General features: G+C 45.2%; 16 protein-coding genes. 10 read left to right on the top strand and 6 right to left on the bottom strand.

Annotated features, from left to right (window positions below; all coding sequences use genetic code 11):
• The first annotated feature begins 61 nt into the window (after window positions 1-61).
• The 3 genes from AC5ZC7_RS21340 to AC5ZC7_RS21330 are packed head-to-tail and all read left to right on the top strand — an operon-like array spanning window position 62 to window position 2054.
• Window positions 62-586 (top strand): Ivy family c-type lysozyme inhibitor, encoded by a 525-nt coding sequence (locus AC5ZC7_RS21340; RefSeq protein WP_496159022.1) that lies wholly within the window; start codon window positions 62-64, stop codon window positions 584-586.
• Between the two features lie 41 nt (window positions 587-627).
• A complete protein-coding gene (locus AC5ZC7_RS21335; protein WP_511911264.1) occupies window positions 628-1236 on the top strand; it encodes a transposase in 609 nt (202 codons plus the stop codon).
• Entirely contained in the window at window positions 1224-2054 is an 831-nt protein-coding gene (locus AC5ZC7_RS21330) for an IS3 family transposase (protein ID WP_511911597.1), read from the top strand. Before AC5ZC7_RS21335 ends, AC5ZC7_RS21330 begins: the two co-directional genes overlap by 13 nt.
• Window positions 2055-2156: 102 nt before the next feature.
• Here AC5ZC7_RS21330 and AC5ZC7_RS21325 read toward each other — a convergent pair whose 3' ends face one another.
• Entirely contained in the window at window positions 2157-4430 is a 2274-nt protein-coding gene (locus AC5ZC7_RS21325) for a helix-hairpin-helix domain-containing protein (protein WP_496156870.1), read from the bottom strand.
• 291 nt (window positions 4431-4721) lie between these two features.
• Between AC5ZC7_RS21325 and mazG the strand changes: the two genes are divergently transcribed.
• Window positions 4722-5492, top strand: a complete 771-nt coding sequence (gene mazG / locus AC5ZC7_RS21320; protein WP_496156871.1) for a nucleoside triphosphate pyrophosphohydrolase — start codon at window positions 4722-4724, stop codon at window positions 5490-5492.
• A gap of 18 nt (window positions 5493-5510) precedes the next feature.
• Complete coding sequence (locus AC5ZC7_RS21315) at window positions 5511-9314, top strand: ATP-binding protein (protein ID WP_496156872.1); 3804 nt, start codon at window positions 5511-5513, stop codon at window positions 9312-9314.
• Between the two features lie 183 nt (window positions 9315-9497).
• Here AC5ZC7_RS21315 and plsX read toward each other — a convergent pair whose 3' ends face one another.
• Genes plsX through AC5ZC7_RS21300 form a run of 3 tightly spaced genes read right to left on the bottom strand, consistent with a single transcriptional unit; the run spans window position 9498 to window position 11249 of the window.
• Window positions 9498-10451 carry a phosphate acyltransferase PlsX gene (gene plsX / locus AC5ZC7_RS21310; RefSeq protein ID WP_496156873.1) on the bottom strand — a complete coding sequence of 318 codons (954 nt, stop codon included), beginning with the start codon at window positions 10449-10451 and terminating at the stop codon, window positions 9498-9500.
• A 48-nt stretch (window positions 10452-10499) separates the two neighbouring features.
• Window positions 10500-10694 (bottom strand): 50S ribosomal protein L32, encoded by a 195-nt coding sequence (gene rpmF / locus AC5ZC7_RS21305; RefSeq protein WP_079473289.1) that lies wholly within the window; start codon window positions 10692-10694, stop codon window positions 10500-10502.
• A gap of 12 nt (window positions 10695-10706) precedes the next feature.
• Window positions 10707-11249 carry a YceD family protein gene (locus tag AC5ZC7_RS21300; protein ID WP_496156874.1) on the bottom strand — a complete coding sequence of 181 codons (543 nt, stop codon included), beginning with the start codon at window positions 11247-11249 and terminating at the stop codon, window positions 10707-10709.
• Between the two features lie 246 nt (window positions 11250-11495).
• On the opposite strand from AC5ZC7_RS21300, the gene AC5ZC7_RS21295 reads away from it, so the two are divergent.
• Complete coding sequence (locus tag AC5ZC7_RS21295; protein ID WP_496156875.1) at window positions 11496-13934, top strand: PAS domain S-box protein; 2439 nt, start codon at window positions 11496-11498, stop codon at window positions 13932-13934.
• Here the strand turns inward: AC5ZC7_RS21295 and AC5ZC7_RS21290 are convergent.
• Entirely contained in the window at window positions 13920-14798 is an 879-nt protein-coding gene (locus AC5ZC7_RS21290; RefSeq protein WP_496156876.1) for a fructosamine kinase family protein, read from the bottom strand. The genes AC5ZC7_RS21295 and AC5ZC7_RS21290 overlap by 15 nt on opposite strands.
• 15 nt (window positions 14799-14813) lie before the next feature.
• Here AC5ZC7_RS21290 and AC5ZC7_RS21285 point away from each other — a divergent pair, with 15 nt between their 5' ends.
• A complete protein-coding gene (locus AC5ZC7_RS21285; protein WP_496156877.1) occupies window positions 14814-15899 on the top strand; it encodes a DUF3810 family protein in 1086 nt (361 codons plus the stop codon).
• Between the two features lie 510 nt (window positions 15900-16409).
• Here AC5ZC7_RS21285 and AC5ZC7_RS21280 read toward each other — a convergent pair.
• Entirely contained in the window at window positions 16410-17357 is a 948-nt protein-coding gene (locus AC5ZC7_RS21280; protein ID WP_291918394.1) for an arginase, read from the bottom strand.
• A 237-nt stretch (window positions 17358-17594) separates the two neighbouring features.
• Here AC5ZC7_RS21280 and AC5ZC7_RS21275 point away from each other — a divergent pair, with 237 nt between their 5' ends.
• From AC5ZC7_RS21275 to AC5ZC7_RS21265, 3 genes are all read left to right on the top strand, one after another.
• A complete protein-coding gene (locus AC5ZC7_RS21275) occupies window positions 17595-18734 on the top strand; it encodes an acyl-CoA dehydrogenase family protein (RefSeq protein ID WP_496156878.1) in 1140 nt (379 codons plus the stop codon).
• Between the two features lie 144 nt (window positions 18735-18878).
• Window positions 18879-19568 carry a YggS family pyridoxal phosphate-dependent enzyme gene (locus AC5ZC7_RS21270; RefSeq protein WP_496156879.1) on the top strand — a complete coding sequence of 230 codons (690 nt, stop codon included), beginning with the start codon at window positions 18879-18881 and terminating at the stop codon, window positions 19566-19568.
• 4 nt (window positions 19569-19572) lie between these two features.
• Window positions 19573-20823, top strand: coding sequence for a redoxin family protein (locus tag AC5ZC7_RS21265; protein ID WP_496156880.1), 1251 nt, complete (start codon window positions 19573-19575; stop codon window positions 20821-20823).
• Window positions 20824-20891 lie beyond the last annotated feature (68 nt).

The raw sequence follows: 20891 nt of genomic DNA, 5'->3' as shown, positions 1-20891 counted from the left end.
CGGGATAGTGGTGCCCGCCGGCTTCTGTGACCCCGTTACTATCAAAAATAAAAATTTAACCATGAGTGCGAAACGGATTCGGGTAGCGTCACTGTTATCGTTTACCTTCTTTGCCACCGCCTGCAATGGGCCGGCCCGGCAAATCAGGACAGTGGAGCTGGCAGACCAAATTAATTTACCTCCCACGGATACAATGATCGCCGGTGGCGATACCATTCAAACAGATCTCGTAGCTTCCTGGAACAGCTTCCTCGGTTTTGATGGCAAGTATGCGATGGAAAATAATCTTTTTGAAAATGAACCCTTGAAAACCCGCTTCAACACCCTGATCGGCAAGGCCAGGAAGTCTTTCTTTGAACGACTTAAAGTAGCTCCACCTGTAGAAGTAGAAAATAAAATTCTCTTTAATGAAGGGTATATGCCCGGTAAGTCCGGCTTTGATGAAGCAGTTATTGCAATAGACCTGGACCGGGATATTATCTACCTGGGCTTCACGGTCAACCGGAGCCTCATGCTCTTCAGCGAAAAAGGAGATACAGACTACCCGGAAAAATTCCTGCAATGGATGCAGAAATATGAACGATAAGCAGAAAGCAGAAAGCAAAAAGCAAAAAGCTATTATAGCGAATGACAAGAGCGAGTATTGAAATGCCCCCTAAAAGTTGGACACTTTTAGGGGGCATTTTTATGGCAGGAAAGATTAAATTCAGTTTAAACCAGAAGCTTCGAGCCGTGCAGGCCGTGCTTTCAGGTAAGGACCATATAGCATCAGTAGCTCGCAAGCTAGGAACGACCGATACATCGGTGCATCGGTGGTTACATCTTTATAAGTATCATGGTGTAGCCGGATTGAAACCTCGTGCGGGAGTGATTTATAGTGGTGAGTTTAAACTGGAGGTTATCCGAACAGTATTCAAAAAGCGATTATCTTTATTGCAGGCGGCGATGATATTCGGAGTCGCGCAAGATCATACTGTTGGTCTATGGTTAAAACAATATGAACGTGAAGGGGCCATAGGTTTACTTAAAAGTAAACGAGGATCAAAAAAGAAGCAAATGGCAAAAAAGAGTAAATCCACAGAGGTAGCAACGGACCCGGATACGGCCAAACTAGCCGCTTTAGAAGCTGAGTTACAATACCTTCGAGCTGAAAATGCACTTTTAAAAAAGTTAAAGGCCTTAATTCAAAAAGAACAAGCCGGTCAAAGCAAACGGCAGAAGCCATCAGGGAATTAAGGCCGCTTTATCCATTAGATTTGCTGTTAAAAGCAGCGGATATGGCACGTAGTAGCTATTATTACAATTTGAAGTTATTAACCCAGCCTCAAAAGCATGCTGCATTGCAAACTGAGATAATGACCATTTACAATCGGCATAAAGGCAGATATGGCTATAGGCGAATAACAAGGGATATACGGCAATCGGGGAGATCTGTTAATCATAAGACGGTATTAAAAATCATGCGATCGGGTAATATTAAAAGCCTGGTCAGAATGAAGAAGTATAAGTCATATAAAGGAGAGCAGGGTAAAATAGCTCCTAATCTGCTAATGCGTGACTTCAATGCCGAAAAGCCTTACCAGAAGTGGGTCACAGATATAACAGTATTCTCTGTTGGGGGTAAAAAATTATATCTTTCTCCAATTATGGACCTGTATAATGGAGAAATAATGAGTTATAATATATCAGAACGGCCAACGTTTGGTCAAATTGTTGATATGCTGCAAAAAGCATTTTCCCGGCTACCGAAGAAAAGCAATTTGATATTACACTCTGACCAGGGTTGGCAGTATCAAATGAAGAAATATCAGACAATTCTTCGAGACAATAAGATCAAACAAAGTATGTCTGCAAAAGGAAATTGTCTGGACAATGCCGCTATGGAAAGCTTTTTCGCTATCCTCAAAACAGAACTATTTTATCTTGAAAATTTTGATTCGCTATCAGCTTTAAAGCAGGGGTTAATTGAATATATACACTATTATAACAACGATAGGATTAAATTAAAACTAAACGGCTTGAGCCCAGTTAAATACCGAACTCAAGCCGCATAACTTTTTAACATTTAAAAAAACGTCCAACCTTTAGGGTGCACTTCATATTACGCTTTAATCATTCGCTATAATAGCTTTTTGCTTTACGCTTTATGCTTTCTGCTAATTATCAAACTTATTCTTCAGCGCTGCCAGCTTGGCCTGGAAATCATTCAATGGCGCTTCTTTCGCAGCAGGCTTGTTGTTACGCACCTCTTTACGTGGTTCAGACCTGCGCTCCCCTTGCTGTGACGACTTGTTACCACCGCCTTTCTCATTATCTTTCATAGAGAGAGAAATACGCTTGCGGGCCACATCTATTTCCAATACCGTTACCTGTACTTTCTGATTCAGCTTTACCGCTTCATTAGGATTACTGATAAATTTATTGGAGAGATGGGAAATGTGCACCAGCCCATCCTGTTTTACGCCGATGTCCACGAAGGCACCAAACGCAGTAATGTTGGTGACCACACCCGGCAATACCATACCCGGTTTCACGTCTTCCATTTTGTGAATTCCTTCTGCATATTCAAAGATGGAAATCTCGTCGCGTGGATCGCGGCTGGGCTTAGCCAGCTCTTTTAAGATATCTTCCAACGTCAGCAAACCTACTTCTGCACTGACATAATCTTTGGGATTGATCTGCTTGCGAAGGTCTTCTTTCACCATCAGATCCTGCACAGTGCTGTGTTGCTTCGCTGCCATTTCTTTGATCAGGTCATAACGCTCCGGGTGTACCGCCGAATTATCCAGTGGGTTATCGCCATTCTCAATACGGAGGAAGCCTGCGCACTGCTCAAATGCCTTATCGCCCAAACGATGCACTTTCTTCAGCTGCATACGGTTGCTGAACGCACCGTTTTCTTTGCGGTATTTTACGATGTTTTCCGCCAGGGAAGGTCCAAGGCCGGAAATATACGCCAGTAAGTGTTTGGAAGCAGTGTTCAGGTTCACCCCTACATTGTTCACACAACTTACCACCACGCGGTCCAGGCTTTGCTTCAGGGATGACTGGCTCACATCATGCTGGTACTGACCTACGCCAATCGCTTTGGGATCTATTTTCACCAGTTCAGCCAATGGGTCTATCAACCGGCGGCCAATAGACACGGCGCCACGAACGGTAACGTCGAAGTCAGGAAACTCTTCCCGCGCTACTTCTGAAGCGGAATACACAGAGGCGCCGCTTTCGTTAACCATGAATACATTGATCTTTTTACCAAAATCAATTTTCTTCACAAATTCCTCTGTTTCACGGCCAGCCGTACCATTACCTACAGCAATGGCTTCAGTATCATATTTTGCTGCCCACTTTCTCAGCAGGGCTTCTGCGTCATCACGCTTGTAATTCTTTTCCAGCGGGTAAATTACGTCGTTGTCCAGCATATTGCCCTGGTTATCCAGCGCTACTACTTTACAACCCGTTCTGTAACCCGGATCTATGGCAATCACCCCTTTAGGCCCCAACGGAGCCGCCAGCAGCAACTGGCGCAGGTTTTCGGCAAATACTTCGATGGCTTCGCTATCTGCCTTTTCTTTGGCTACCGCCCGGAATTCATTTTCCAGGGATGGACGCAGTAAACGCTTGTAAGCATCAGCCGCCGCTTTGGTAACCTGTTCTGCCGCTTTACCTTTACCCGTTACAAATTGTTTATTGATCAGGGCATTCGCGTCTTCTTCTACCGGCGCAATAGAGCTGAACAAAATACCTTCATGTTCTGCACGTAATATCGCCAGTACACGGTGAGAAGGCATCTCCCGCAGGTCTTCTGAAAACTCGAAATAGTCTTTATATTTATCGCCTTCGGCTTCCTTGCCTTCCACTACTTTGGAAGTCAGCTTACCGGTGTTGGCAAATAATTTACGCAGTTTATCACGGCATTCGGCATTTTCATTGATCCATTCGGCAATGATATCCCGCGCACCTTTCAGGGCTTCCTCAGAGGTAGCTACCTGCTCATTGATAAATGTTTCCGCAGTGGCAACATCGCCGTCCTGTTGCTCAAACAACAGTTTCGCCAATGGTTCCAGACCTTTCTCAATGGCCACAGTTGCACGCGTTTTACGCTTCGGTTTGTAGGGAAGATAAATGTCTTCCAGCTCCGCTAACACCCAGGTTTGCTCTAATTTCTCCAGCAACTCAGGCGTCATTTTTTCCTGCTCTGTGATAGTCTTGATAATAAATTCGCGGCGATCATCTACTTCCTTGTAGCGCTTCTGCAAGTCTTCAATACGACCTATCTGCACCTCATCCAGGCTACCTGTTACCTCTTTACGATAACGGCTGATAAAGGGTACCGTAGAGCCTTCAGATAAAAGGGTCATGGTATTTTCTGCCTGTTTGCCGGAAATACCTAACTCCGATGAAATAAGCGCAATGTGTTTCGGATTCATAAATCAATACATTTTTGGGACCTTTTGATTTTAAGATTTTTAGAAAGATATCATCACAGTGAAAATGCACTGCTGCAATAAATTTCCATCTCCTCAAAACCGTGAAATCACTACCATTTTATAGCTCGCAAATGTAACTAAAATGGGCTTTTTACCAAGAAAAAGAATTCCCCATTTAACCGGCAGCTTTTAGCCATTAGCTTTTAGCTTTTGGTGGGCCATCCGCTGCATTTGCTAAAAGCTGAAAGCTAATGGCTAAAAGCTAAAAAATGATCCCTATTTTTACAAAATATGGAAAAGACAGCTACATTTGATCGCCTCCTGCAGATCATGGACGATTTAAGGGAAAAATGCCCCTGGGACCGCAAGCAAACCATCCAAACGCTTCGACAGCTCACCATCGAGGAAACCTATGAGCTGGCGGATGCCATTACTGACGAAGACTGGAAATCGATTAAGGAAGAACTGGGAGATATCCTCCTGCATATTGTGTTTTACGCCAAAATAGGCGCAGAACAGCAAAAATTTGATATCAATGATGTCATTAACGGGGTATGCGATAAACTCATCCACCGTCACCCACATATTTATGGCGATGTGAAAGCCGAAACAGAAGACCAGGTAAAACAAAACTGGGAAAAACTTAAACTGAAAGAAGGCAAGAAGTCCGTCCTCAGTGGCGTACCCGTATCTCTCCCCGCCCTCGTAAAAGCGATGCGCCTCCAGGAAAAAGCCAAACAAACCGGCTTTGAATGGGACAACACCAGCCAGGTATGGGATAAGGTAAAAGAAGAAGTGAATGAACTGGAAGAAGCCGTAAACACAGGCAGTAAAGACGCCATGGAAGACGAATTTGGCGATGTGATGTTCTCCCTGGTCAACTATTCCCGCTTCCTCGACATCGATGCGGAAAATGCACTGGAACGTACCAACAAAAAATTCCAACGCCGCTTCCAGGCCATGGAGGCCCTGGCCTTGCAACAGGGACGCACACTCAACGACATGAATTTAACGGAAATGGATACACTCTGGAACCAGGTGAAAGCCACAGAGCAATTGTAAATTTCATAACCACTCGCATTGATCGATACTAAAGAAATACGGCTTTTTTTCCTGCGGCATGGCTATCTCCTGATCATCGCGGCCTGGTTGTTTACCTTCGCCTTCCTGTTCAGTAACTACTGGTCCTACTACTCCTCGCCTCAAGGCGTGAAACGCAGTATGGAAAAAAGTATCCAGCAACGGGAAAAGGATTTCGGCAAGCTGACCAAAGATACGAGCCTCTCCACGTCTCTCTTTCAGCGCAATTATAATGAGCAAACACTCGATCGGCTCACCAACTTGGAGTACTACCTCTTTGCATACGACTCCAGCAATGCCGGTATCTGGCTTACATTCTGGAATACCAGCCAGGTACAACCGGAAGAACTGCAAACAACCCTCGTGGATGGCTCCCGCTTCATGAAGCTGAAAAACGGCTACTACGAAGTAGTAACCCGCAAAGTAAAATCAGCCCCCGGCCATGGACAATACCTCGTAGGCGTGATCCCCGTCCGGCTGGAATATGCCATCAAAAACAATTATCTCGTTAATCACTTCTACCATAAAGAAGAGCTGGGCGATGAATACAGCATCCTGCGCGAACAACCCAGCCTGATGCTGCCGGAACACATCACTTTCGCCGTGAATAACGGGGAAGGGGAAACCTTATTCTATCTCGATTACAACAGCGGGATGCATGTACACCCACCCAATAACCTGAGCGTTTTGCTCCGGGTACTCGGCTGCCTCTGTGTACTGATATTCTTAAACCTCTTCGCTACGTTGCTGGCCAAAACAACCAATCCGCTGTACGGCTTCCTGTTCCTGCTGCTCGTGGTATTGGGCCTACGCGTACTCAGCTACGTATACCCGTTTCCGTTTAACCTGAAAGAACTGAATATTTTTGATCCCCGCATCTACGCAAAAGATGAGATCTTTTATTCGCTCGGCGACCTGCTGATCAACGTACTGCTCACGTTCTGGATGATCCTCTTCTTCCGTGAACACGTAAAAACCATTAACCCGCCCGTACTCAAAAAACGCTGGGCGCAAAGTGTGGTGATCATCATTGCCAGCCTTATTCTCTATGTGGTGGAGCAATTCCTGGCAGATCTCATCCAAAGCCTGGTGATAGACTCCAAGATATCTTTCGATGTCACCAACTCCTTTAGCATCACGGAGTACAGTGTCATCGGCTTTGTGGTCCTGGGCTTCATTTCATTCAGCTTTTTATTCTTCTCCCAAATTATTAACTACCTGCTGAATGAACTGACCAACTTTCAGTATCGTACCAAATATATCTGGCTGGGTGCTGTTGGAATTATCTGGTTACTGGTGCGGGTGCATAACCCGGAACTACCGTTCTCTATTTCCATGGTGGTATGGCTGCTGGCATACATTGTATTGCTCGACTTCCTGGCCGACCGGTTTGAAAGCAGTATGGCTACCGTGCCATTCCTGTTCTGGCTTTTCCTGCTCACTGTCACCACTTCCGGCGCACTGGTACACTATAATAACCATAAGGAAGTACTGGCCCGCCAAAAACTGGCAGAAGATCTGTCCAGGCAAAAGGATCCTTACCTGGAAATGTTGTTGAATGATATTGGAAAGAAGATTGAACACGATGAAGCAATTCAGTATTTTTTCCAGGACAGTATAGGGAGAGAGCAAAGCAAAGCGCGGTTCGACAGCCTCCTCCTGCAGAAGTATTTCCAGGGCTACCTGAGCCGCTTCCGGGTAAACATCTATACGTACGATGAAAGCGGCGCATCCCTGTTTGGCTCAGACACCATGAGTTTGCCCACCTTCAACAAGTTGATGTTTTCGGAATCTACGCCGTCGCTGGTACCTGGCAACGACCTCTACTACTACGAACGCAGCTTTAATGACTACAGCTATATTGCCAAAAAGGAATTTCATAAATCCAACAACGACATCAGCGGATGGCTGGTATATACATTGGTGCCGAAGCCCGTCAGCAGCGACCGGCTCTACCCGGAATTACTGGTGGAAGGTGACCTGGCCGACCCCGGCCGCGAATATGCCGGCACTTACTCTTACGCAGTATATGATAAGGGCATATTGGTCACCAATAACAACGATTTCCCGTTTCCAATCCGGCTATACCCACATGATCTGCCACTGTCTGATGTATCCGTAAAATCTATCAAAGGCTATTCAGAATTACTCTATCGCGCTTCGCCCGATAAGGTGGTGGTGGTAGTGAAGGAGAACAGGATGTTTGTAGAATTCATCACGCTCTTTGCGTACATGTTCTGTCTGTTCCTGCTCATTGTGGCCGTGTATAAAGTGTTTGACCTGCTCATTAAAGCCAGGATGCGGATCAGTAATTTACGTACACTCATCAACGTGAGTATCCGTAAAAAAGTGCATGGTACCATCATCTTTGTGGTCATCTTCTCCTTCCTGATCCTGGCTATTACCACGATCAAATTCTTTATCTATCGTTCGGAAGAACAAAACCGCGAACGGTTAAGTAAAACAATGAGAGAAGTGGCCAAAGATGTGGAAAAGGCTTTCGAAGCGCAACGCGACCTGGACCAGGTAGGTGATATCTATGATTCTGAGTTGATGAAGAAACTGGCTTCTTCCCTGGCGGATATTTCGAACGAACGTGCACTGGATATCAATATATACGACCGTGACGGGAATCTGCAGTTAACAACGCAACCCATGATGACCGACAAAGGACTCATCTCCGTGAAAATGGATCCGCAGGCCTATTACCGGTTGTCCCGTATGGAACAAATCCAGTTTATGCATACGGAATATATTGGCGAAATGCCGTTCCTGTCGGGTTATATGCCATTGCGTAATCATGATACACATGAAGTAATTGCTTACCTGAACGTACCTTACTTTGCTACACAAACAGAGCTGAACGAGCAAATATCCAGCTTCCTGGTAGCACTGATTAATTTCAACGCTTTCATTTTCCTCATAGCAGGGATGGTGGCCTTGTTGATCACCAACTCTATTACGCGTTCGTTCTCACTGGTAACGGAAAAACTACGCCACGTAAACCTCGGACAGCGTAATGATGAAATAGAATGGGATAAAGATGATGAAATTGGTGCGCTAGTAAAAGAATATAATAAGATGGTGCGTAAACTGGAAGTCAGTGCCGTACGACTGGCTAAGAGTGAGCGGGAGGGAGCCTGGCGTGAAATGGCGCGGCAGGTAGCCCATGAAATCAAGAATCCGCTGACGCCCATGAAGCTGAGTATACAATACCTGCAACGCGCTATTGCCAACGATTCTCCAAATGTGAAGGAGCTGTCGCGCAATGTAGCAGGTACGTTAGTGGAGCAGATAGAGCACTTATCGAATATTGCATCCGACTTCTCTGCCTTTGCCCGCATCGGGGAGCCTAATAATGAAGAGGTGCTGATCAATGAAGTGCTGCATTCACTGACTGCTTTGTACCAGGGCCATGAAGATTGTGAGGTCACTTATGTAGAGCCGCAGCAGGACTTCTTTGTCTTTGCTGATAAAACGCAAATGAACCGGCTTTTCACCAACCTGCTGCTCAATGCTATTCAAGCCATTCCAGACGACCGGAAGGGGCAGATTGTAGTGAGGTTATGGGCTACTGCCGATTATCATGTAATTATCAGTGTAGCAGACAATGGAGAAGGTATTTCTGCAGAAGTACAGTCGCGGATATTTGTGCCAAACTTCACCACCAAGTCTTCCGGTACCGGGCTTGGGCTGGCCATGTGTAAAAATATTGCGGAGCAGGCGAGGGGAGAGATATGGTTTGAAACCAAGCTGAATGAGGGGACTACTTTCTATGTGAAGTTACCGTTGGATATGAAGTAAAGCTGAAAGCATAAAGGAGAAAGCATAAAGCATAAAGCTATTATAGCGAATGATCAGGGCGGATATCCTACGCTTTAATCATTCGCTATAATAGCTTTATGCTTTCTCCTTTATGCTTTCAGCTCAATAAAAAAACCGCCCTGGGAATACCAGCGCGGTTTTTAAAATACTTTTTAGCCTTAATTACTGGGCATCTTTTGCTACAAAACTTTCCTTAATCTTCTCCAGCAGTTTGCTATCGATCATTTGTTGTGCCAGCTGTATCATGTTTTTAAATGCGGTTCCTTTGGAAATACCGTGACCAATGATCACTGGTTTGGAAACGCCTAAAACGGGAGTACCGCCGTATGATTCAGAATCAAATTTATTCATGTAGTCATCATGAATATTGCGTCTTAATGCAACTTCATGGAATGATTCAGCCATCTTAAGCACGATGTTACCGGTAAAACCTTCACAAACGATTACATCTGCTTTTTCGGATAAGATATCTCTACCTTCGATGTTGCCGATGAAATTGATTTGTTTGTTTTCTTTTAACAGCGGATAAGTAGCTTGCGCAAGGAGATTACCTTTTCCTTCTTCTTCACCGATATTCAGTAAGCCTATCTTAGGGTTGTTTACCTGTAGGATGTGCTTTGAATAGAGAGAACCCAGAATGGCAAATTGCGCGAGGTTTTCAGGTTTGCAGTCGGCATTGATACCTACATCAAGCAAGAGGCCGTACGAGCCGTTTTCACGGGGTACCAGAGTAGATATAGTAGGACGTTGCACTCCTTCTATGGCCTTAATGGAATAATAGGTGCCCACCATCATGGCGCCGGTATTGCCAGCACTGATGAAAGCATCTATTTTTTCATTTTTCAGTAAATGAAAGCCGATAGAGATGGATGATTGTGGCTTCTCTTTCAGTGCCTTAGTAGGGTGTTCATCCATCCCAATTACCTGGGATGAATGAACAACTGAATATTTTGATTGGTCCAGCTGTGCGTCTGCTAATAAAGGAGCTAACTGTTGCTCGTCCCCTATCAAAACCAGATGCACATCAGATGCAACAGCGTCTAAATATAATTTTACTCCTTTTACTGCTTCTGTGGGGGCGAAGTCGCCACCCATCATATCAAGCCCGATTCTCATGTAACTCAAGTTTGTTCTTGTTAGCTTCGGGTAAAAATAGTAAAATAATTATTTAGCAGCGCTCTGTTTTTCCAACACTACTTTTCCTCTGTAGTACAGTTTGTTTTCCACCCAATGAGCACGGTGTCTCAGGTGCACTTCACCGGTTGCGCTGTCTGTGCTTAAAGTATCCGCTACCGCCTTATAATGCGTTCTTCTCTTTGCTGATCTTTGCTGAGAATGTCTGCGTTTAGGATTTGGCATTTTATTTAATTTTTAATTGTCCTTAAATTTATCCAATCCTTTCCAGATTGGGTTATCGTTTTCTTTTGCCTGCTGGTTCATCTGTTCCAGCATTTCAATCACCTTCGGATTACACCCGCTTTTGCCATCAGCATTGTCGGGATGTATACGCTGCATTGGAATGCTCAAATGAATGAATTCGTAAATATAGTCCGCCACGTTTAAATGGCTTTCGGTCCTTAATATGTACGATACATCCGGATCTTCTTCGGTACTCGCCAGCTCTTCCGGGTTGTCAACCAGTTTTACAATCTGGTTGAAATCATCCCATAACTGCATCTCGAAGGGCTCTCCACAACGGTCACATGTCACCGTTACCTTGCCGCCTATCTCAAATTTCAGCAAAAAGAAGTTACTCTTTTTATCCAGGGTGAGGTTTACACTCGCCACACAGTTACTGAAATCTTTCGGCTCTTCAAAGTTATCAAAGAAACTATCTCCGATTGCATACTGAAATGAATGCACCCCTGGATTTAGTCCTACAAAGGCAATATCAAATTCGCGGAGTAGTTTCATATCAATATCCTCACTTTTAGAGGGATGCAAAGGTAATTAAATATTTGCAATTGCAAAAATTTCATAAATTTGTTCACTAACGATATCTTATTTATATATATATTTATATCATAAAATATCAGCCATATTGACGTGTGAGCATCCAGGCGTGAGGCGCAAAGGTACATAATTCGAGCTTATCTTATGCCTGTTTTTCACAATTCATCCTATTTTCTTGAAAACCCGTATTCCCCATTTTCACCTGGAATGATGAAGGCCACTGGAAGAAACAGTAAGAAAACAACTGCTACTGGTAGTACCGGCATGCCATTAAATGGCGCCCCGGACATCTTTTCCTTGCCCATAACTGCCTGGCTAAACAGCACCAATGCCGGCATTCTGGTCACCAACGAAAAACACCGCTGCATTTGGGTAAATGATATCTTTTCACAATATATGGGAGGGAACAGCCCCCTCAACCTTTCCTATACTGAACTCATCCGCTTCTTCAAACCAATGGTAGCCGATACCCTCCCACTGGAAGAAAAAATGAAGACCTTCCGCCGGGAAAAAAAGCCCTGGTTCGGCTGGGAAGTACCCTTCATAAACGGACAAATCTGGGAAATCACCTACCTCCCCGTATTTAATGGCGACGATTTCAGTGGCAGCATCTGGCAAGCCATCGATGTTACCCGCCGCCATAACGGACAGGAAGAAATACGGCGCAATGAGGAGAAATTCAGGGTAATGCTCAATAACCTCAACGCAGCCATGTGTGAAACAGACGTAAAAGGAAACATTACCCGCGTATACGAAAGCTTTTGCCGCCTCTCCGGCTACCAGGAAGAAGAACTGATTGGCCGCAATATCACTGACGTATTTGTGCCGGAAAACAACCGCGCCTTCGCCCGTGCCCTCCGCAGAAAACGGCTCGAGGAAAACGTGCCACTCGTATACGACATGGAAGTAAAACTGAAAGATGGCTCCTCCCGCTGGATCCTCGCCAGCTCCGCTAATACCTACGACCGAAACGGCAAGATTACCGGGGGCGCAGGCATCCACATGGATATTACGCATCAGAAGAAATTGCAGGGAGAACTGGAAGAAGCCCGCCGCCAGGCAGAAGAAGCCCGGCACGCACAAAAGGACTTCCTCGCCAGTATGAGCCACGAAATCAGAACACCGCTCAACGCCATTATCGGCATGGCACACCTGCTGGAAGAAACCAACCTGGATACCCAGCAAAGAGAATACGTCAATATCCTGAAACACTCCTCCGGCATACTGCTGGGCATTGTCAGTGATATTCTCGATATTTCCCGCATAGAAGCCGGAGAAATACAAACAAACCAACGGGAATTCAACCTCCGTGAACTGATTCAATCACTCCGGCATACCTTTGAACTAAAACTGGGCCGCCGTCCCGTGAAAATAACCGCCGAACTGGACGCTACCCTCAATACCTGGCTGATTGGAGACGATGTGCTATTGAACCAAATATTAATCAATTTGTTAGGAAATGCAGAGAAATTCACCAGTGAAGGCGCCATTGCCATCAAAGCCACCCAGGAAAGCTGGCAGGATAACAAACTCTGGATCAGGTTTCGCGTATGCGATACCGGCATTGGCATCCGGAAAGATAAACTGGAACTCATCTTCCGGAATTATAAACAAGCAGAAGGCGATATCCGTGAAATGTATGGCGGCACCGGGCTCGGACTGGCGATCGCTAAACAGTTGGTGGAATTCCAGGGCGGTACCATCGGCGTGGAAGATGCCCCCGGATTTAACACCTGCTTTAGCTTCAATATACCCTTCATGGATAGTCGCAAACTGCTCTCCGCCCCAACCGGCAAACTAAGCAGGAAATTGCTGCAACGCTCCTTTGAAGCAGCGAGGGTACTCGTAGTGGAAGATAACCCGATGAACCTCCGCTACATCATGAGCCTGCTGGAGAAATACAAAATTAATTATCAGCTCGCCACCAACGGGCCTGATGCAACCTATTTCCTGGAATCCCGGCAATACGACCTGATCCTCATGGATATCCGTATTCCCGGTATGAACGGACTCGAACTGGCACAGAAAATCAGGGCAGATGAAGAACAACCCAATGTGGCTACACCAGTAATCGCCACCACAGCAGTTGCCATGGAAGGAACAGCCAACATGGCACGGGCAGCAGGAATAACAGATATACTCACTAAACCTTACACACCGGATCAGCTATTACAGATTTTTAATAAATATCTCAACGAAGACGAAACAGAATTAATAATGGAAGAAGTGCAGAACTTAAGTGGATTCGAGTTCAACAACGATTTGGATGTAAAGTACCTCACAGATCTCTATGAGAGTAATATTTCCTATGCCGCTGACCTGTTTGAAATTTTTATCAGAACCATCCGCGATGAAATCTCCAAACTCCGTGTAATGGTAGACGAACACGAATGGGAAAAAATGAAATTCCAGGTACACAAACTCAAACCTAACTTTGCCATGGTTGGCCTTACCTGGATCAGCGCCAAAATGCAGGAACTGGAAAATTACCTCCGCATTAACCAGGAAGTATACAGTGAAGATATTGCCCGCCTATTTAAGGAAATTCAGGAAGATGTGAACAAATTTTATCCACTCGTAGAAGAAGAATATAACAAAATGCGCGAATTTATTGATACACGCGGCGAAGACTCAATAGGATTGTAATATCTCCTTAATGCTGTTATAATAATTCCCTCCAAATAAAATCATATGTACCATCAATGGATATAACTGGCAAATGCCTATCCGCTGTTGCCACCCCGGCAACAATGGGTAGGCCGACTGGTAGGCATAGTAGAAACGTGTGTCGAAACCGCCGAAAAGCCGCGTCATCGCCAGATCCATCTCCCTATGACCATAATATACCGCCGGATCAAACACACAAGCCTTCCCATTGGCCCCCACCATAAAATTCCCCGACCACAAATCCCCATGCAACAATGCCGGCGCTTCCACCGGGAATAATCGCGGTAACTGCTTACACAACGACTCTACCTGCTGCACCATCTGCTTATCCACAATCTGCTGGTCATATGCCATCCGGATCAACGGCAATAACCGGTTGAATGCATAAAATACCGGCCAGCTGCTATAAGGCGTATTATATTGTTTTAAAGTGCCCAGGTAATTAGGTCCCGGGTTACCAAAATGCGGCCGGGTAACACGATGCTGCTTCGCCAGCGCTACCGCAAAGTCCTCCCAGAAATCAGACACCGCCTGCCCCTTGGTCAAAAACTCCTGCAACAGGTAAGCACGCCCATTCACCGAACCATAAGCCAACGGCTTCGGTACGGGCAACGCCTTCGCCCCCTGCAATTCCAGCAAACCGGCATATTCCTGCGCAAACATGTCCGGATAACGCTTCGCATCATTCAGCTTCACAAAGAAATAGCCCTCGTTGGTGGCTATACGAAATGATTCGTTAATATCGCCACCATGAACGCTTTTTGCATCATTTATATGTACTTTTACCTTCAATTGTTCGGAAAGTGCCGCACCTAATTGTTTTTGTAAAATTTCATCTATCATGTTCTGCCACATTATATGGAGACAAAAGCCCTGATTAAAAAGAAAATTGTCCGTATTGTACTAACACTTACGGCTATACTGTTGTTAAAAGGATTTTTCGCCTGGAGCAACCGCTTCAGCGATTTCTACTTCCATAGGTGGTATGAGTGGAGTAGTGTGGCGTTCAGACAAGTAACAGGTATAGTGCCATTTAGCATTGGTGATGTAATATATACCGCCTGGATTATTGGAGGATTATTTTATTTGTTAAAACTATGTTATAAAGTCATTCGCTTCCGTTGGGAACAACTTGGTTTACAATTACTACGGGGTATTCATTTCCTGTTAGCCGTGTACCTCGCCTTCATGGTACTCTGGGGATATAACTATCAACGCAACTCCCTCACCGCCGATACCAGCCTCGTAACCGGGCATTACGACACACAGCAACTATACCAGCTTTCCGATACCCTGCTCCGTCTTGTTAACCAGGATAAAGCCAATACCGGCGATACCCTCCACGCAATGAAGGCAGATACTACCGGCCTACCCATTTTCGCAAAAGCTGTCACCGCCTACGAAGCCGCTGCCAAAACCTGGCCCGCCCTGCGGTACCGCCATCCCAGCGTTAAACGTACCCTGTACGGACACTGGCTTAACTATATCGGCATCACCGGCTACCTGAACCCCTTCACCAACGAAGCCCAGGTAAATACCACCACCCCCGCCGTGCTGCAACCTTATATTACTTGTCATGAAATAGCACATCAGCTGGGATATGCACCGGAAGAAGAAGCCAATTTTGTAGGATACCTCGCCGCCACCAGCATTCCGGATAGTCATTTCCGTTATGCTGCCAACTTTGATATGTTTATGTATAGTGTAAGACAACTGGGGCAACGGGATACTACCCTCGCAAAAAGTATCTGGAACAGAGCAGTACCCGGTGTAAAGGCAGATCATAAAGCCATCATCGACTTCTATGAACCCTATACCGGCAAAGTAGATGAATACTCCGCTATGTTATATGATAAATACCTGAAAGCCAATCAGCAGGAAAAAGGTATCCGCAGTTACAGCGAAGTAACCACCTGGCTCATCGCGTATTTTAAGATCCATTAATCGCTAGAAAGCTTTTAGCTTTTAGCAATTAGCTGTTAGATCAGAGCGGACATTTGAACTTTTGATGATTAGCTGCTAAAAGGTAATATCGCGTATTTTAAGATCCATTAATCGCTAGAAAGCTTTTAGCAATTAGCTGTTAGATCAGCGCGGACATTTGAACTTTTGATGATTAGCTGCTAAAAGGTAATATCGCGTATTTTAAGATCCATTAATCGCTAGAAAGCTTTTAGCTTTTAGCAATTAGCTGTTAGATCAGCGCGGATATTTGAACTTTTGATGATTAGAGCTGCTAAAAGCTAATATCGCGTATTTTAAGATCCATTAATCGCCAGAAAGCTATTAGCTTTTAGCAATTAGCTGTTAGATCAGAGCGGATATTTGAACTTTTGATGATTAGCTGCTAATCGCTAGAAAGCTTTTAGCTTTTAGCAATTAGCTGTTAGACCAGCGCGGGCATTTGAACTTTTGATGATTAGCTGCTAAAAGCTAATAGCTAAAGGCTAATAGCTAGTTCATCATCAGCACGTTCACACTCCGCTGCAAAATATTAAACGCAATTTCTGCCATCAGGTTCTCCCGGTCCAGGGTTGGATTGACTTCTGTTATTTCAAAGCAACAGATTTTACGGTGTTGCATGAACTTGGCAATCAGGTCTTCCGCTTCCCTTTCCCGTAAACCATTGCTTACCGGGGTGCCGGTGCCTTTGGAAATAGAGGCATCAAGACTGTCCACATCAAAGGAAACATAGATGTATTCACAATCACTCAGGTAACGGAACACCGAACGGGAAATATTTTCCGGTCCTTTACGGCGCACTTCACTGGTGGTAATCACCTTCATGCCGTATTGCTTGATCAGGTAGTCTTCTTCTTTTTCAAAATCCCGCAGGGAAATGAATACAATATCTTCCGGTAATACCTTGGGCGCTATTTTGCCGATGTTTTTCAGGGCATTCCACATTCTCGCCGTATTCTCATCGATGTCATGCACTTTGCAGTCCATATTGTCTTCCGCAATGGCCGTAGCCAGGGGCATACCGTGCATATTGCCGGAAGGCGTAGTGTAAGGCGTGTGCAGGTCGGCATGCGCATCTATCCATATAACCCCCAGCTTGGCTTTGGGGTGCGCCATTTTTAGTCCTGCAATGGTAGCCCCGGCAGTACTATGGTCGCCGGAAAGCAATACCGGGAACCAGTTGGCCTTTACGGTTTCTGCTACACTTTTGCTGATACGCTCATACATATTGAAAGTACCCTTGATCCTTTTGGCATAGGGCGATTCAATAGGCTCAAATAACAGCTTATTTTCCGTTTCAATTGCTTCGGTGGGGAAGTGTACAAAAAAGTTGCTCATGAAGTCCAGTGCAGCTATTTTAATAGCGTCTACGCCTAAACTGGCGCCCCGGGTTCCGGCTCCGATTTCTGATTTAACTTCTATTATTTTGATATTCTTCATAAACACATCATTATAGGCAAGCTACAGGATTTTATGTGAACGCCCAAAGCAGTCAACCCTGTAATGGTGAAAAACTGGTATATATTAGCTGAACCAAATCCAATACAGTAGCGTTATTGTAGCGATTTGTTCAATATTTTCCCATTTCTGGTTGACAATGTTGAATTTTATACGACCTATTTTTTTACCTCCTGATTTATAAATAATTTGGGAGGATTATATTATAAAATAATAACCATGGATTTTCAATTGACGGAAGAGCATCTGATGATACAAAAGGCGGCGCGTGATTTTGCTATCAACGAGCTGCTGCCAGGTGTAATAGAAAGAGATGAACACCAGAAATTTCCTGCCGAACAGATTAAGAAACTGGGAGAACTGGGCTTTTTAGGTATGATGGTAGACCCAAAGTATGGGGGAGCAGGCCTGGATGCCATTTCTTATGTACTGGCCATGGAAGAAATTTCTAAAATTGATGCATCCGCCTCTGTGGTCATGAGCGTGAACAATTCATTGGTATGCTGGGGTCTCGAAACCTTTGGTACAGAAGAACAAAAACAAAAATACCTGGTGCCGCTGGCATCCGGACAAATAATAGGCGCTTTTATGCTGAGTGAGCCGGAAGCCGGTTCTGATGCCACTTCTCAGCGTACCACCGCCGAAGATAAAGGAGATCATTACCTGTTAAACGGTACCAAAAACTGGATTACCAACGGTAACTCCGCCAGCGTATACCTGGTAATGGCCCAAACCCATCCTGAGAAAGGCAGCAAAGGTATCAATGCCCTGATTGTGGAAAAGAATATGCCAGGGGTTACCATCGGCGCCAAGGAAAACAAACTCGGTATCCGTGGTAGCGATACTCATAGCGTGATGTTCCAGGATGTAGTAGTACCAAAGGAAAACAGGATCGGAGAAGATGGCTTCGGGTTTAAATTTGCCATGAAAACCCTGGCTGGTGGCCGTATTGGTATTGCCTCCCAGGCATTGGGCATCGCTAGCGGCGCTTATGAACTGGCCCTCAAATACTCCAAAGAAAGAAAAGCATTCGGTAAAGAAATAGCCCAGCACCAGGCTATCCAGTTCAAACTGGCAGATATGGCTACCCGCATAGAAGCTTCCCGCTTATTATGCCTCAAGGCCGCCTGGGAAAAGGATCAACACCAGGATTATACCCTCAGCAGCTCCATGGCAAAGGTATTCTCTTCTGAAACAGCGATGTGGGTAACCACAGAAGCCGTACAGGTACACGGTGGATACGGCTACGTAAAAGAATATCACGTAGAACGTCTCATGCGCGACGCTAAAATTACCCAGATCTATGAAGGTACTTCTGAAGTACAGCGTATCGTAATCAGCCGCGCTATCCTGGGTTAGCAGAAAGCAGAAAGCATAAAGCAAAAAGCTATTGTAGCGAGTCATCAAAGCGTATATGAAATCCGCAATGGTCATTCACTACAATAGCTTTTTGCTTTATGCTTTGTGCTTTCTGCTTTGCAAAATCAGCGCTATCTTTGCCCGATGGCAATCAACATAGAAGCATACCAAAAAATCATATCCGAATTAACACCTTTCCATGCCCAACTGGTAGCCGTTTCCAAAACAAAACCAGTCGCTGATATTGCAGCATTTTATGAAGCAGGACAAAGGGTCTTCGGGGAAAACTATGTACAGGAATTAGTCGAAAAACAGGCTGTTTTGCCGGCAGATATAATATGGCATTTTATTGGTCACCTGCAATCCAATAAAGTGAAATTTATAGCGCCGTTTGTGCATACCATCCACGCAGTAGATAGTTTGAAACTATTGCAGGAAATCAACAAACAAGCCGCTAAACATCAGCGGATCATCCATTGCCTGCTACAGGTACATATTGCAGCAGAAGAAACCAAGTTTGGGTTAGATGAGCAGGAGTTACAGCAACTGCTCCAGGCGTATGCCGCTGACCCGGCCGCATTTGCTTCCGTTCGTATTGCCGGTATGATGGGCATGGCCACCAACACCACCAACGAAGCACAGGTCCGTAAAGAGTTCCACCAGCTCCACCAGTTATTCGGATCTGTTAAAACCACTTATTTTAACAACGAAGCGTACTTTAAAGAACTGTCCATTGGCATGAGTGCCGATTATCCCATCGCCCTGCAGGAAGGGAGCACGATGGTCCGTATCGGTAGCCTGCTGTTTGGAGAAAGGAACTATTCACAAAAGTAGTATTATGAAAAAACTATGGATCTATTGCCTGGCGGGTATCGGGTTCGCTGCCTGCAATAACGGCGCCGCCACAAAATACCTGGCCGATGGTGTATGGCAGGCAAAACTACACCGTAAAGACGGTGCCAACATCGTTTTCAATTTCGACGTAAAAAATGCCAACGGTAAAACTACACTCCACGTCATCAATGCCACCGACAAGCTGCTGGTAGATGAAGTAACCGTAAAAGGAGACTCCGTATTCATCAGGATGCCCTTCTTTGACTCCGAATTCCAGGCCCGTTTAACGACCGACAGCGCCCTGGAAGGTCAGTGGATCAGACACCTGGCAGACAAAGATGTGAGCATTCCCTTCACCGCCGTGGCTGGCAACGCAGAACGTTTTAAGGTAAATACACCTGCTACCGCCGATGTTTCCGGTCGCTGGGTGACGCAGTTTGTATCTGCAAAAGACAAGGATAAAGCTCCTTCTACCGCGATAGGGGAATTTAAACAATCCGGTAACGTGGTACATGGTACCTTCCTCACTACCACCGGCGACTATCGCTTCCTTGATGGTGTAGTAGATGGAGATACCCTCCGCCTCTCTACTTTCGATGGCTCACATGCCTACCTGTTTACCGCCGTGGTAGGAAAAGATAGTATCACCAACGGCCGCTTCTACGCTGGTATCGGAGATGGCCTTGAAAACTGGTCGGCAGTAAAAAATGATACCGCTACTTTACCAGATGAAAGAACCATTGCTACCATGAAGCCTGGGCAACAACAACTGGACTTCTCTTTCCCGGATCTGAACGGTGGTAAAGTAAGTATTAAAGATGACCGCTTTAAAAATAAGGTAGTCATTATTACCCTCATGGGTTCCTGGTGTCCCAATTGTATGGACGAAACCGGTTTCCTGAGCAAGTGGTATGAAAAGAATAAACACCGTGGCGTTGAAGTAATCGGCCTGGCTTATGAACGGACTACTGATTTTGAAAAATCAAAGAAAAGCCTGGAAAGCTTTCTCAACCGATTCAATGTACATTATCCGGTACTCATCACCGGCGTAACACCTGCTGACCCGGAAAAAGGCGAGAAAACCCTGCCACAGCTTACAGGTATCAAGGGTTTCCCTACTACTATATTTATCAATAAGAAAGGAAATGTACAGGAAGTACATACCGGTTTTTCCGGCCCTGGAACAGGAGAACACTATGAACAGTTCCAGGCAGATTTCCACCGGCTGGTGTCTGGGATGCTCGATGCAAAATAATCGCCGGTTTTTTTGCAGCTTGCAACTGGACGCTTTTAATAAAATGATCGCAATTTCATAATATACGT

It is taken from the genome of Chitinophaga sp. 9-1-y, assembly GCF_059511905.2.
Note: the sequence above shows the minus strand (reverse complement) of the source record. Positions and strands in the feature narration are given on the sequence as shown.